The organism is Hyphomicrobium album, assembly GCF_009708035.1.
Lineage (GTDB): Bacteria > Pseudomonadota > Alphaproteobacteria > Rhizobiales > Hyphomicrobiaceae > Hyphomicrobium_A > Hyphomicrobium_A album.
In genome coordinates this window covers 873,142-885,856 of sequence record NZ_WMBQ01000001.1, presented here as the reverse complement: position 1 = coordinate 885,856, position 12,715 = coordinate 873,142, and the positions used below count along the sequence as shown (strand labels likewise).

Genomic DNA, 12,715 nt, shown 5'->3' with positions numbered 1-12,715 from the left:
GTGTCGAAACTCGAAACCGTCGTCAATGAGATCGTCGCCGAGATGCGGGACATGCCGCAGCGGGGCGAGGTAGCGAGTTACATTCCCGAACTCGCCCGCGTCGACCCGAAGGCGTTCGGCCTCGTCGTGATCGATGCGGAGGGGAAGGTCGCTGCCGCCGGCGACGCCGATACGCCGTTCTCGATCCAGAGCATCTCCAAGGTGTTCACGCTCACCTTGGCGCTGGGCAAGTTCGGCGACCGGCTATGGCAGCGCGTCGGCCGCGAGCCATCGGGTAGCCGCTTCAACTCGATCGTGCAGCTCGAGTACGAGAAGGGCATCCCGCGCAACCCGTTCATCAACGCCGGCGCCATCGCCGTCACCGACGCCATCCTCGGCGGCCACCAGCCGCGCGAGGCGCTGGGCGAGATCCTGCGCTTCATGCAGTACGTCGCCGCCGACGACACGATCTATATCGACGACAAGGTTGCCGCCTCCGAGCAGCGCACCGGTTTCGGCAATATCGCCCTCGCCAACTACATGAAGTCGTTCGGCGTCATCGAAGGACCGGTCGACTACACGCTGGGCGTCTATTTTCACCACTGCGCCATTGCCATGTCGTGCCGGCAGCTCGCCATGGCGGCGCGCTACCTCGCGCACTTCGGCAACGACCCGACGACGGTTCTGCCGGTGGTAACGCCCGAGCGCGCCCGGCGCATCAATGCGCTGATGCTGACCTGCGGGCACTACGACGGGTCGGGTGAGTTCGCCTACCGCGTGGGTCTGCCGGGCAAGAGCGGCGTCGGCGGCGGGATCATGGCCATCGTGCCGGGGAAGGCGTCGATCGCGGTGTGGTCGCCGGGGCTGGATGCTTCGGGGAATTCGCAGCTCGGCCAGTTGGCGCTCGAGCGGCTCTCTAAACGGATGGAATGGTCCATCTTCGGCGCGTGACGCCCGGGGCGGCGCCACGCGTGGACAATCCTAGATGCCTAGCGGCTCCAGGAGTCCTCGGCCTCGTCGACGGCTTCCTGGTGATACCAGCTCGAGCCATAGACGATATGCGGCGCCGGTTCGGCGGCAGCGCGGAGGGATGTGAGTCGGGGGTTAGGCATCGTGGTCGTGCGGTAGCGGTTCGGGGGCGCACGGCCGCCCGCCGGGAAGGAGTAGATCTTGGCCGTAGGCCGCTGCTGGTGCGTGGTCATTTCAGTTCTCTCTCTAGACCTTAGTTGCTCTCCTCTTCAGCGTGGAAACGCTGAGTCGGGATCATCTCATGTCGCGACGGGTCCGCCGATACCAAAGTGAGCCCCTGCCCAATTAACAGCCAGCAAATGCCCATATTATGGGCACGCAACGAATTGCATCTTTCGCTAGCATTCCTGGCGAAGGTGAACCCGCACAACCGCCACAGGTTCCGCGCTTCGGCGCGCCGCCCCCGGGCGAGGCTCACCTCAAGAACGAGGGAGGCCGGGTTGCTGGGAGACGTATTCGAGGTCTGTTGCACGATCTCGCCGTCCCCGCGCCCGTCACGTGCCAACAACACAAGACCCGCTCGTCGTCGTGGCCGCAAGCTCCGGGCGAGCACCAGGATTGACCCAGCATCACGTCGTCAAACTAGGAGAGACTGAGCAATGACGAAGTACAAGCTCGAGTACATTTGGCTCGACGGTTACACGCCGGTTCCGAACCTGCGCGGCAAGACGCAGATCAAGGAGTACTCCTCCTTCCCCGCCCTCGAGGAGCTGCCGCTGTGGGGCTTCGACGGCTCTTCGACGCTGCAGGCCGAGGGGCACAGCTCCGACTGCGTGCTGAAGCCGGTCGCAGTCTATCCGGACGGCGCGCGCACCAACGGCGTGCTGGTGATGTGCGAAGTCATGTTGCCGGATGGCAAGACCGCGCACGCCACCAACAAGCGCGCCACCATTCTCGACGACGCCGGCGCCTGGTTCGGCTTCGAGCAGGAGTACTTCTTCTACAAGAACGGCCGTCCGCTCGGCTTCCCCGACTCGGGCTTCCCGTCGCCGCAGGGCCCTTACTACACCGGCGTCGGCTACAAGAACGTCGGCGACGTTGCCCGCAAGATCGTCGAGGAGCATCTCGACCTCTGCCTCTTCGCCGGCATCAACCACGAGGGCATCAACGCCGAGGTGGCCAAGGGCCAGTGGGAATTCCAGATCTTCGGCAAGGGTTCGAAGAAGGCCGCCGACGAGATGTGGATCGCCCGCTACCTGATGCTGCGCCTTTGCGAGAAGTACGGCATCGACATCGAGTTCCACTGCAAGCCGCTGGGCGACACCGATTGGAACGGCTCGGGCATGCACGCCAACTTCTCGACGACCTATATGCGCGAGGTGGGCGGCAAGGATTACTTCGAGGCTCTGATGAAGGAGTTCGAGAAGAACATCAACGAGCACATCGCGGTCTATGGCCCCGACAACCACATGCGCCTGACCGGCAAGCACGAGACGGCGCCGTGGAACAAGTTCAGCTACGGCGTCGCCGACCGCGGCGCCTCGATCCGCGTGCCGCACTCGTTCGTCAACAACGGCTACAAGGGCTACCTCGAGGATCGCCGTCCGAACTCGCAGGGTGACCCCTACCAGATCGCTTCGCAGATCCTGAAGACGATCTCGGGCGTTGCGACCGGCGCTGCCGCCAAGGCCGCGTAACTCGCGACCGGGCACTACCGAAGCAAAGCGGCGCCGGGCTCACGTCCGGCGCCGCCTCTTTTTCTGCGGAATGCGCGCCGGCCAGTCGCCTTGACGCTGGCCGCGACGACGTCTGTGATGCACAATACCTGCTGCATTCTACAAAACCATTTTGCATGCCTTTTTTTGTTGAGGACTTTTCCATGCGCAAACTTGCCTCGGCGATGCCCCGTGTGCGTCGCGCTGCCCGTCTGTCCCACCTTGTCATCGCTGTGCTGAACCTCGGCTTCGCCGTGGGCGCCAAAGCCGACACGAACCCTCCGCTACAGCTAAGCGAAGGAGGAAAGTTCGTGATCGCGACGAACCGAGCCCGCACCGACGACGGCACATTGACGACGACGGCGGGGTTTTCGAATGAGCGCTCGCCCCGCTTGTCGTATGCGCTGATCGACCAGACGCAAGGCGAGACGAGCGATGCCGAGCCGATAAAGGTGAGCCCGATCGAGCCGCGCAACATCGGCGAAGCACTCGCCCGGCAGCCGGGGGCAAAGCAGCCGGTGCTGCTCTACGTGCATGGCTTCAACAACTCGATCGAAGGTGCCACCCATCTCGCCAACCACGTGGCCGGCAAGATCGGCTTCAAGGGTGACGTGGCCGTTTTTTCCTGGCCCTCGCTCGCCTCATGGACACCGGCCAGCTATCGCGCCGACGCGGCCACCGTCGATGCCAGCAAGGTGGCGCTGGCGGAGCTCTTGCAGGCGCTCGACGCCGCTCCCGCCGTCGACCGCATCCACATCATCTCGCATTCGCTCGGCAATCGGCTGCTGATGCGCACGCTCGCCTCCGCACCGCGGATGCGCAAGCTCGGCCAGATATTGCTGTGCTCGCCGGACGTCGAACGTGCGGAGTTCCTCAGCGCCGCTCCGCGGATCGTCGCGGCTGCGGGCGGGGCGACGCTGTGGGTGTCGGACAACGACCGGGCACTGCGGGTGGCACCGGAATTCGGCGGCGGGGGCCCACGCGCCGGCCTCATCTCGGCCGGCAACGGGCCCATCGTGCTTCCCAACATGGCAACGATCGACGTCTCGAACGAGACGGCGCTGTTCGAGTTCAACCACAACGCCTACATGCAGGTCGACGATCTGTTCGCCGACCTGGCGGATGTGTTCGACCAGAACGCGCTGCGACCGTGGCTCAACCCGGCCAAGCAGCGCCACTACGCGCGGCGGACGACGCGCGACAACAAGGCGTACTGGGAGTTCAATCGTTGACGGCTGCGGCGGGCGGCGCTGCGCTGCGCCAGCCGCCGCCCGCGCAAAGATTTACTTGGCGACGATCTCCGCCGCATTGACGGTGATGTCGACTGGGGCGTCGAGGTAGCTCGCCCGCACGGTCACTTTGCCGGGCTTCAGCGGGTCTATGACCTTCTCGTTGACCTTGGCCGTGACATCGATGACGACGGTCTCGTCTGTCGGTCCGTGCGCCTCGCCGTGCTCGGAATGCGCGCCGACGCGGAACAGGCTGAAAGAGCCGACCAGCGCCTGGGTCACAGGCCCGCCCGCTGTTCCGGGCACATCCATGTAAACTTGGTACACGCCGGGCTCCGGCGCCGTGCGCAGCTTGATGAGCAGGCTATAGCGGCTCGCCGGATTGTTGCTGAAGCCCAGGGCGACGCCCTCGTTGACGGCGGGCTTCAGCGGGATGCTGACACTGTCTCCCTCGTTGGTGATCTTCTGGCCGGTCGTCTCGCCGCTTTGAATGCGCGTCGGCGGTCCTGACGGCGTGTCGGCGCCAGCCGCCACGACAATGTCGGGTGCCGGATGAAGATTGTCGTAGCGGTATTTGAGGTTGGCAGCCGCCACCAGCACGAAGGCGGCCCCCTTGTCCCGTTGCGCGGCGGCTGCCCCGTCGATGAACGCGTACTTCGACGCGTACCAGGAGTTCGCGGCATTGGGGTCACGCGGCGACTTGCCGTCCGGCCCCGGCTTGCGCCAGCTCTCCCACAGCCGATCGATGCTGGCGTGATGCAGCCAGAAGATCGGATCGCGGGCGGCAAGTCGGATGGTGGCCATTCCCACTACCTTGTTGCCGATCTTGGTGCCGATGGCGCCGTGGATCTGGTCATGCAGATCCTCCTCCAGCGCATCGCTGAAGCCGGCGCGGCGGACGTTGGTGAAAAAGTTGGGGGTCTTCATGAGGTTCGCCCTGGGTGTGCTCTGCAGGGTGACGATGGAGTTTTCGCTCAGTCCGTCGCTGACAAAGCGCGAGCTGCGATCTTTGTAGTAGAGCCAGTTCGTCTGTCCGCCGATGGTCGCGTCGCGGAACATGTCGGGCATGTGGCGCTTGTTCGGGTCGAGGTAGTCCCAGTAGGGGAGCGCGAACGGCGCACCCGCCACCTTCTCGATGATCTGCTCGAAGTAGGCGAGGTAGAGCCGGTGCCAGGGAAGGAATTGCACATCCGGCAGGTGGTGCGGACACGTCGCCCAAATCCCGCCGCTGCCGTTGCCGTCGGGGCCAAGCGCCAGCTTGCGGCGCTCGGCGACCAATTGCGCATTCTCGCCGGCTGCAGCGGTGAAGACGGCGCTAACGGGCTCGTCACTCGGATAGTTGTGGATGTTGGCCTGGAAGCGCCAGCTGTGCGGATGGTGTTGGGGAAACACGGCTTTGTCGTTCATCAGCCCGACTGCCTTGCGGTAGACGGCGAGCATCTGCTGGCCTCTTGCCGTTGATGCCTCGGGACGCTCGCGCACCGTGGATGCGCCCGCCAACGCGATCCAGTTCGAGAACGGCAGCATGCCGGAGGCGGCAGCCATGCCGCCCAGGAATGTCCGGCGGTCGAACGACCGCGAATTGGAGGAGATCATGGAGCACCTCGAAAATACGAACGATCTAAAATGGCTGGGGAGGGGGAGTGCGGGGCCTTTGCTGCTTGTAGCCGCTGTCGGCCAACTCATCGATGTAGTGGCCAACGGTGGCGCGGAACATAGAACAGACCTTGCTCGCCTTCTCGAAACTGAAGGCGACACAGTGGGTGCTCTCGGCGCATTGGCGCTTGCAGGCGTCGAAGTTGACGACGGCAGCGGGCGGAGGGTCAGGCGCGTCGCGGAAGCGCCGGTTGCGCACGAGAACGAAGCCGGAAATCAGTGTCTGGTCGACGGCCGGAATCGCCGCCGGCCGCTTCACTCCAATGACTGAGGGAGGATCGGCGTTCGACGCCGCCACTGCCGACTTCGGGAAGCACCATCCGTGCCAGCTATCGAAGCTGAACGCCTTGCATTCGGGCAGCTCGGCGCAATAGGCGGCGCACGTCGAAAGCTCGACGCCGGGGATACCGATCTTGCCGTTGAACGCAATGTCGTGGCCGTAGATGTCGCGGTTTCTGCGGAGCCGGTAGACGCTCTCGTCGGGCTGGCTCCCCTCGCAGGATTGCAGCGTCGTGGTAACGGCGCTGCGGGTTTCCGGGGGCGACTGCAGCGGCGCCAGCCGGTTGGCATCGCGCCATCCCCGCCCGATCTCGCACAGGCGCTGGGCGCGCGATGGATACTCGGCCGCCATATCCGGCAGCCAGCGGACGACATCGATGGTCCGCGTGTAGGGAGCGCCCATGCGCCCCAGCACGAAGCCGGCATGGTAGTCGGCCTCGCGCTCGGCGAGCTGGCGGCGGAAATAGGGCCGCAAGACATGGTTGCCGAGGTGGTGGGCGAGCTCGTGCGCGGCGATCGCGTACAAGGTCCAGTTGTCACCCGAACGCTCGCCCAGCCGGCGCATGAATGCGGTATTGAACGCGATCTGCCGCTTGCCAGTGAAATTCGCGGCGGCGTTGGGCGTGTCCGACCCGTCGGCGGTGATATAGATTTCCCAATCGTCGTCGTTGAGTTTCAGGCCGTACTGCTTCAGCACCTCGGCGACGAGTTCCCGCGCCTCGCCATCGGTGTCGACGACCCGGTTCGTCGGTGCGGCTTGCAGTTCGTGCACGGATTGAGCATCGGCCTGCTGCACAAGGATGCCGCTCACGGCGGCAGCCAGAAACAAAGACGCGACAAATACATGCCAGCGGAAATGCATATGCGCCGCTCAAAAAATAGCAATCGGCGAGGCAAATATAACTGGCATCCACGCTAGCAAAGCGCGTTGCGAATAGCCAGCGTGCAAATCATGTGCGTGGGTTGCGTCGTCGGTAGGTGAGGCCGCGCAGGCCCCAGCTGGCAAAGACGAAGGTGCCGTCCTCGGCGCGTGGCGGCACGCGCAAGACCACGCCCGCGTCGGTGACGAGATCGCCTTCCGCGCCGGCGTGCAGGTTGCGGGTGGCGCCGAACTGATCGACCTCGAGGCCGGCGCCGTCGGCGCGGAGCTCGATGTGGCCGTCGCATTCCTCGCTCGTGTAACGGCCGGCGAAGGCAGCGAGGTCCGGCGCCCAGTCGCCCACCGACACGTGGTCGGCGACCTCGTCGTCGAGCTGCGCGGCGAAGTGCTGGCGTCCGTCGTCACCGACGTAGCTCGCGGCGATGAACGCGTCGCCGCCGGCAGTGAACTGCAGAAGTTCGTCGTCGCGTAGGCTGAGCGGATACTTGCCGCTGCCCCAGGCGATCGCCAGTCCGTCATTCTCTTGCAGGACGCGCAGGTATTGCCCCGCCGCGCCGCGATACATGCCGGGCGCCGGCGCCGTCCATGACGGCCCGGCGCGCAGCCCGGTAAGATACGGCAGCGGTTCGGCCTGCTTGCGCTCGGGCAGGTCGAGCACCGCCTGCGCCACTTTCTGCGCGAGCGCGCAGGCGTCGACGTCCTCGCGGTTGGCGAGGACGATGACGCTCGTGCGCAGTTCGGGGAAGCGCAAGAGCTCGCTGCGGTAGCCAGCCCAACCGCCGCCGTGGCTGACGGTTGCGAGGCCGTGGCGCCGCGAGAGGAAGAGACCGCCGCCGTAGCCGACGTCGTGGCCATCGCTGGACACGCCCGCGCGCAGCATCTCGGCGATGAGTTGGGCGTCGCCGACGCGCGGCGCGTAGAAGTTGGCGTCCCACAGCGCGAGGTCGCCGATGGTGGTGTGCACCTGGCCGTCGCCCGTCTGCTCCCAAGCGGATTCGGAAAGTTTCACCGCAGTTTCCTTCACCGCATAGCCGCGGGCACTGTGCGCGATATCGATCGGATAGCGGTCCACGATGGAGGTACGGCGCATGCCGAGCGGCGCAAAGATTTCCGCCTGCGAGAACTCGGCGAGCGTGCGGCCGCTGACGCGCTCGACAACCAAGGACATGAGGAAGTAGCCGGTGTTGCTGTAGGCGAACGCGTGCCCCGGCACGTCGTCGAAGCCGCGCTGGCGGGCGATGACGCGCAGCGCATCCTCGCGCGTGGTGCGCTCGGCGAACGTGCGGCCGCCGAGCAGCAGCAACTCGATATAGCTCCGCAGGCCGCCCAAGTGATGCATGAGCTGGCGCAGCGTCACGGCTTCCGTGTAGGCCGGCAGGTCGGGCACATGTTTGCGGACGCTGTCGTCGAGAGAGAGCCGGCCGTCGCGGGCGAGCAGCAGCAGCGCAAAGGCGGTGAACTGCTTCGAGGTCGAGGCGATATTGAAGGCGGTGTCGGCGTCGATGCCTTCGCTGCGCTCGATGTCGGCGAAACCATAGCCGGCGGCATGGACGAGTGCGCCGTCGCGGATGACGCCGACGGCACAGCCCGGCTGCATACCTTGGGTGAAGCGCTCGAAGAGGGCGTCGACGGCAGGGAAGCGTGGGGACATGGAGCGACCGGGCTAGAGCTTGGCGCCGACGAGCGCGCCGATGCCGGCGGTCAGCGCCATGGCGAAAGCACCCCAGAAGGCGACGCGCCCCGCCGCCCGCCACTCGTTGGCCCCGCCAGCCCGCGCGCCGATGGCGCCTAGTGCTGCCAGTGTCACAAGCGAGACGCTCGTGACGACGGGAATGATCCAGCCGGCCGGCGCGGCGAGCGTCGCCAACAGCGGCATGGAGGCGCCGGCGGCGAAGGTGGCGGCCGAGGTGAGCGCCGCCTGCACCGGGCGCGCCACGGTGATCTCGGAGATGCCGAGCTCGTCGCGGGCGTGCGCCCCGAGCGCGTCCTTGGCCATCAGCTGCACCGCGATCTTGCGCGCGAGGTCGGGCTCGACGCCGCGCTTCACGTAGATGTCGGCCAGCTCCCGGCGCTCGCCCTCGACGTCTTCCGTCAGCTCCTGGCGCTCGCGGCCGAGCTCGGCGTTCTCCGTATCGGCCTGCGAACTCACCGAGACGTACTCGCCGGCCGCCATCGACATGGCGCCGGCGACGAGCCCGGCGATGCCGGCGATCAGTGCGCTGCTGTGATCGGCGTCGGCGGCGGCGACGCCGGAGATGAGGCTGGCGGTCGAGAGGATGCCGTCGTTGGCGCCGAGCACGGCAGCGCGCAGCCAGCCGATGCGGCCGACCATGTGATGCTCAGCGTGGCGCGGCCGGATCATGGATGCCGCCCGCTTCAGCTCTTGGCTTTGACGTAGCTGCCAGGAGCGTCCTCGACCACGCCGAGCTTCTCGCCGGGGTCGCGCTGCACGGTCCATTCGCCCGAATGCTCGTGCAACCATTCCGCCCAGTGCGGCCACCACGAGCCCGGGTGCTCCTTGGCGCTCGCCAGCCATTGATCGAGCGACTTCGCCGAGCGCTTGCCGTCGGCCCAGTACTGGTACTTCATTTTATCGGGCGGATTGACGACGCCGGCGATGTGGCCCGAGCCCGACAGCACGAACGCGACATCGCCGCCAAAGAGCTGCGCGCCGGCGAAAACCGAGCGGGCAGGGGCGATGTGGTCCTCTTTCGTGGCGAGCTCGTAGACGGGGAGCTTCACCTTGTGCACGTCGAGGCGCGTGCCGGCGATGCTCATGTTGCCGGCGGCGAGGCAATTGTGGTTGTAGAACTCGCGCAGATAGAAATTGTGGTTGGTGGCCGCCATGCGCGTCGAGTCCTGGTTCCAGTAGAGCAGGTCGAACGGGAACGGCTTCTTGCCGAGCAGGTAGTTGTTGACGATGTACGGCCAGATGAGGTCGCGCGGGCGCAACATGTTGAACACGTTGGCCATGCGCGAGCCATCGAGATAGCCGCGCTCGCTCATCAGCTCGTTGAGGCCGTCGAGCTGCTCCTCGTCGGTGAACAGCAGCAGGTCGCCGGCGTGCGTAAAGTCGACTTGGGTGGCGAGGAACGTCGCGGAGTTGAACAGCTCCTCGCCGCGCGCGGCGAGATAGGCGAGCGTGGTGGCGAGCAGCGTTCCACCGACGCAGTAGCCGACGACGTTGATCTTATCGACGCCCGTCTCCCGCCGCACGGCGTCAGCCGCGGTGAGGATGCCCTCCTGCATGTAGTCCTCGAAGGACTTGTGCGCGAGGGCGGTATCGGGATTGACCCACGAGATGATGAAGACGGTGAAGCCCTGGTCGACGATGAACTTGATGAGGCTCTTGGCCGGCGTGAGATCGAGGATGTAGTACTTGTTGATCCACGGCGGGATAATCAGCAGCGGTATCTCGCGCACCTGGTCCGTCGTCGGCGCGTACTGGATCAGCTGGAAGATGTCGTTCTGGAAGACGACCTTGCCCGGCGTGGTCGCCAGATTGCGCCCGACCTCGAAAGCCGTGGTGTCGGTCTGGCTCACCTTCAGAAGATCGCCCGACTTCCTCATGTCCTCGGCGAGGAGCGACATGCCCGCGACGAGGTTGGCGGCATTCGTCGCCAGCGTCTCGCGCACGACTTCCGGATTGGTCAGCGGAAAGTTCGACGGCGACAGGGCGCTCGCCACTTGGCGCAGGTAGAAATCGGCGCGCTGGCGGGTGCGCTCGTCGAGTCCTTCCGTGTTGTGCAGCATGTCCTCGGCCCACTTCGAGGTGACGAGGTAAGCCTGCTTCCAGAAGTCGAAGTAGGGGTTGGCCGACCACTCCGGATCCTTGAAGCGGCTGTCGCCCGGCTCCGGCTCGGCGACGGGCGCGACTTCCTCGCCAAACATGCGCCGCACGGTGTTGTTCCACAGCTCGGCGTAGGAGCGGAGCAGCGTACCCTGTGCCTCGGCGAAGCGGGCCGGATCGGCGAGCCACTGGCGGCCGAGGTCGGAGAGCGTGTTGGTTGCCTCGGTGATCTCGGTGGCTGCCGAGTAGGGTCCCATCTTCGAGTCGTTGCGCTCGATGAACTCGGTCAGCACGTTCCCGCCTTGCTCGAACAAGCGCAGCAGGTTGCGGGACAGCTCCTCCGCGTTCACGGTCTGGAACGGCGGAAGCTCGGCTTCTGGCTCGTGTTTCGCCTCGGGCATTGGGACCCTTTAACAACGTTTGCAGGCATCGGCCGCCGTGTTGGCCATTCTATGCCAACGTTTTGCGACATTGGGTGGCTAGTGTCACTTGGACGTGTGGACAACGTGCGTCCACGTGAATCTCTGGGCTAGCGGTCGAATCGCGTAATTCCATGTCCCCATCGGGTTCGGGAGACGGTATGCAAGATATCCGGCCGCGGGAAGGCCTGCGCGGGGGCTCGGTCGAGCCGCTGCGCGCTGCGCGTCGCGTTTTTTTGGCCGCCGGCCTGCTCGGTCTGATCCTTGCCGTGCAGGGCTGTTCGTCGACGATCACGACGCCATTGCCGAATACGGCGCCAAGCGTCACGTCCTCCATATCGCCGCAGGACCGTCAGAAAGAGATGGACGAGCTGAAGAGCAAGGCTGCCACCCACGAGCAGGATGCCGAGCGTCAGATCGAGAATTCGCGCTAGGCTCACTTGCCCGGCTATGCCGCGGGTCTGGACGGCACCCGCCATAGGGGCGTAAACACGGGGCCTTGGCGCGCGACCGGCTATGGTTCACGGTTTCATCGCCGCTGCCCGATCTCGTCCCTGAAATGAGGCGTCCCGTGCACGAGGACTTCCACCGCATCAAGCGTCTGCCGCCCTACGTATTCGCCGAGGTCAACCGGCTGAAAGCGGCAGCACGCGCGCGTGGCGCCGACATCATCGACCTCGGCATGGGCAATCCGGACCTGCCGACGCCGCAGCACATCGTCGACAAGCTGGTCGAGACGATCGCCAAGCCGCGCACGCATCGCTACTCGGCCTCCAAGGGCATACCTGGGTTGCGCCGGGCGCAGGCGGCTTATTACGAGCGCCGCTTCGGCGTGAAGCTCGATCCGGAGACGCAGGTCGTCGCCACGCTCGGCTCGAAGGAAGGCTTTGCCAATATGGCGCAGGCGATCACCGCCCCGGGCGACGTGATCCTGGTGCCGAACCCGACCTATCCGATCCACGAGTTCGGCTTCCTATTGTCGGGCGCTGCCATGCGGCATCTGCCGGCCGGCACGGGCGAGGAGTTCCTGCGCACGGTCGAGCGCGCCTGCCAGCACACGATCCCGAAGCCCTTGGCGCTCGTGCTCTCCTATCCGTCGAACCCGACGGCGATGGTGGCCGACCTCGACTTCTATAAGGACGCGGTGGCGCTGGCGAAGAAGCTCGACCTCATCATCCTGTCCGACATCGCCTATGCGGAGATCTATTTCGACGGCAATCCGCCGCCCTCGGTGCTGCAGGTACCGGGCGCCGTCGACGTCGCGGTGGAGTTCACCTCGCTGTCCAAGACCTACAACATGCCCGGCTGGCGCATGGGCTTTGCGGTCGGCAACGAGCGGCTGATCGCGGCGCTCGCCCGCATCAAGTCGTATCTCGACTATGGCGCCTTCACGCCCATCCAGGTGGCGGCCTCCGCGGCGCTGAATGGCCCGCAGGAGTGCGTCGAGGAGATCCGTGCCGTCTACCGGAGCCGCCGCGACTGCCTGGTCGAGAGCTTCGGCCGGGCCGGCTGGAACATCCCGCCCCCGCCGGCGACGATGTTCGCCTGGGCGCCGATTCCCGAGCCGTTCAAGGAACTTGGCTCGGTGGAGTTTGCCAAGCTGCTGATCGAGAAGGCGAGCCTGGCGGTGTCGCCGGGGCTCGGCTTTGGCGAATACGGCGAGGGCTTTATCCGCATTGCGCTGGTGGAGAACGAGCATCGCATTCGCCAGGCCGCCAGGAACCTGAAAAAGTTCCTCGCCCAGGCCCCGGAAACGATGCATAACGTGATCCCGATTCAGCACAAAGCCAGCCGCTAAC

The 12,715-nt window shown here is 65.6% G+C and carries 11 protein-coding genes; 5 read left to right on the top strand and 6 right to left on the bottom strand.

The annotated features are described in order from the left end of the window. Positions 1-930 (top strand): glutaminase, encoded by a 930-nt coding sequence (locus GIW81_RS04355; RefSeq protein WP_324614885.1) that lies wholly within the window; start codon positions 1-3, stop codon positions 928-930. A 38-nt stretch (positions 931-968) separates the two neighbouring features. On the opposite strand, the gene GIW81_RS04350 is transcribed toward GIW81_RS04355, so the two are convergent. After that, positions 969-1,181, bottom strand: a complete 213-nt coding sequence (locus GIW81_RS04350) for a DUF2735 domain-containing protein (RefSeq protein ID WP_154738094.1) — start codon at positions 1,179-1,181, stop codon at positions 969-971. Positions 1,182-1,607: 426 nt separating this feature from the next. Here GIW81_RS04350 and GIW81_RS04345 point away from each other — a divergent pair, with 426 nt between their 5' ends. Beyond that, on the top strand, positions 1,608-2,645 hold the full coding sequence (locus GIW81_RS04345) for a glutamine synthetase beta-grasp domain-containing protein (protein ID WP_154738093.1): 1,038 nt from the start codon (positions 1,608-1,610) through the stop codon (positions 2,643-2,645). Between the two features lie 182 nt (positions 2,646-2,827). Continuing rightward, entirely contained in the window at positions 2,828-3,895 is a 1,068-nt protein-coding gene (locus GIW81_RS04340; protein WP_195930369.1) for an alpha/beta hydrolase, read from the top strand. Between the two features lie 51 nt (positions 3,896-3,946). Here the strand turns inward: GIW81_RS04340 and GIW81_RS04335 are convergent, their stop codons facing one another. From GIW81_RS04335 to GIW81_RS04315, 5 genes are all read right to left on the bottom strand, one after another. Next, on the bottom strand, positions 3,947-5,488 hold the full coding sequence (locus tag GIW81_RS04335; RefSeq protein ID WP_195930367.1) for a tyrosinase family protein: 1,542 nt from the start codon (positions 5,486-5,488) through the stop codon (positions 3,947-3,949). A 25-nt stretch (positions 5,489-5,513) separates the two neighbouring features. Next, positions 5,514-6,638, bottom strand: coding sequence for a PAN domain-containing protein (locus GIW81_RS04330; protein WP_195930365.1), 1,125 nt, complete (start codon positions 6,636-6,638; stop codon positions 5,514-5,516). A gap of 139 nt (positions 6,639-6,777) precedes the next feature. Then, positions 6,778-8,358, bottom strand: a complete 1,581-nt coding sequence (locus GIW81_RS04325; protein WP_154738089.1) for a serine hydrolase domain-containing protein — start codon at positions 8,356-8,358, stop codon at positions 6,778-6,780. 12 nt (positions 8,359-8,370) lie between these two features. Continuing rightward, positions 8,371-9,069: a VIT1/CCC1 transporter family protein gene (locus GIW81_RS04320; protein ID WP_154738088.1), complete on the bottom strand. Its 699-nt coding sequence runs from the start codon at positions 9,067-9,069 to the stop codon at positions 8,371-8,373. A gap of 14 nt (positions 9,070-9,083) precedes the next feature. After that, positions 9,084-10,898 (bottom strand): PHA/PHB synthase family protein, encoded by a 1,815-nt coding sequence (locus GIW81_RS04315; protein WP_154738087.1) that lies wholly within the window; start codon positions 10,896-10,898, stop codon positions 9,084-9,086. 179 nt (positions 10,899-11,077) lie between these two features. On the opposite strand from GIW81_RS04315, the gene GIW81_RS04310 reads away from it, so the two are divergent. Next, a complete protein-coding gene (locus GIW81_RS04310; protein ID WP_154738086.1) occupies positions 11,078-11,350 on the top strand; it encodes a hypothetical protein in 273 nt (90 codons plus the stop codon). Positions 11,351-11,487: 137 nt separating this feature from the next. Continuing rightward, positions 11,488-12,714, top strand: coding sequence for an LL-diaminopimelate aminotransferase (locus GIW81_RS04305; protein WP_324614884.1), 1,227 nt, complete (start codon positions 11,488-11,490; stop codon positions 12,712-12,714). Position 12,715: the final 1 nt, after the last annotated feature.

Excerpts from the sequence above, each read along its gene's own strand:
- GIW81_RS04310 (WP_154738086.1), top strand. The coding sequence starts at position 11,078 with ATGCAAGATATCCGGCCGCGGGAAGGCCTGCGCGGGGGCTCGGTCGAG.
- GIW81_RS04325 (WP_154738089.1), bottom strand. The coding sequence starts at position 8,358 with ATGTCCCCACGCTTCCCTGCCGTCGACGCCCTCTTCGAGCGCTTCACC.
- GIW81_RS04345 (WP_154738093.1), top strand. The coding sequence starts at position 1,608 with ATGACGAAGTACAAGCTCGAGTACATTTGGCTCGACGGTTACACGCCG.
- GIW81_RS04340 (WP_195930369.1), top strand. The coding sequence starts at position 2,828 with ATGCGCAAACTTGCCTCGGCGATGCCCCGTGTGCGTCGCGCTGCCCGT.
- GIW81_RS04315 (WP_154738087.1), bottom strand. The coding sequence starts at position 10,898 with ATGCCCGAGGCGAAACACGAGCCAGAAGCCGAGCTTCCGCCGTTCCAG.
- GIW81_RS04320 (WP_154738088.1), bottom strand. The coding sequence starts at position 9,069 with ATGATCCGGCCGCGCCACGCTGAGCATCACATGGTCGGCCGCATCGGC.
- GIW81_RS04350 (WP_154738094.1), bottom strand. The coding sequence starts at position 1,181 with ATGACCACGCACCAGCAGCGGCCTACGGCCAAGATCTACTCCTTCCCG.
- GIW81_RS04335 (WP_195930367.1), bottom strand. The coding sequence starts at position 5,488 with ATGATCTCCTCCAATTCGCGGTCGTTCGACCGCCGGACATTCCTGGGC.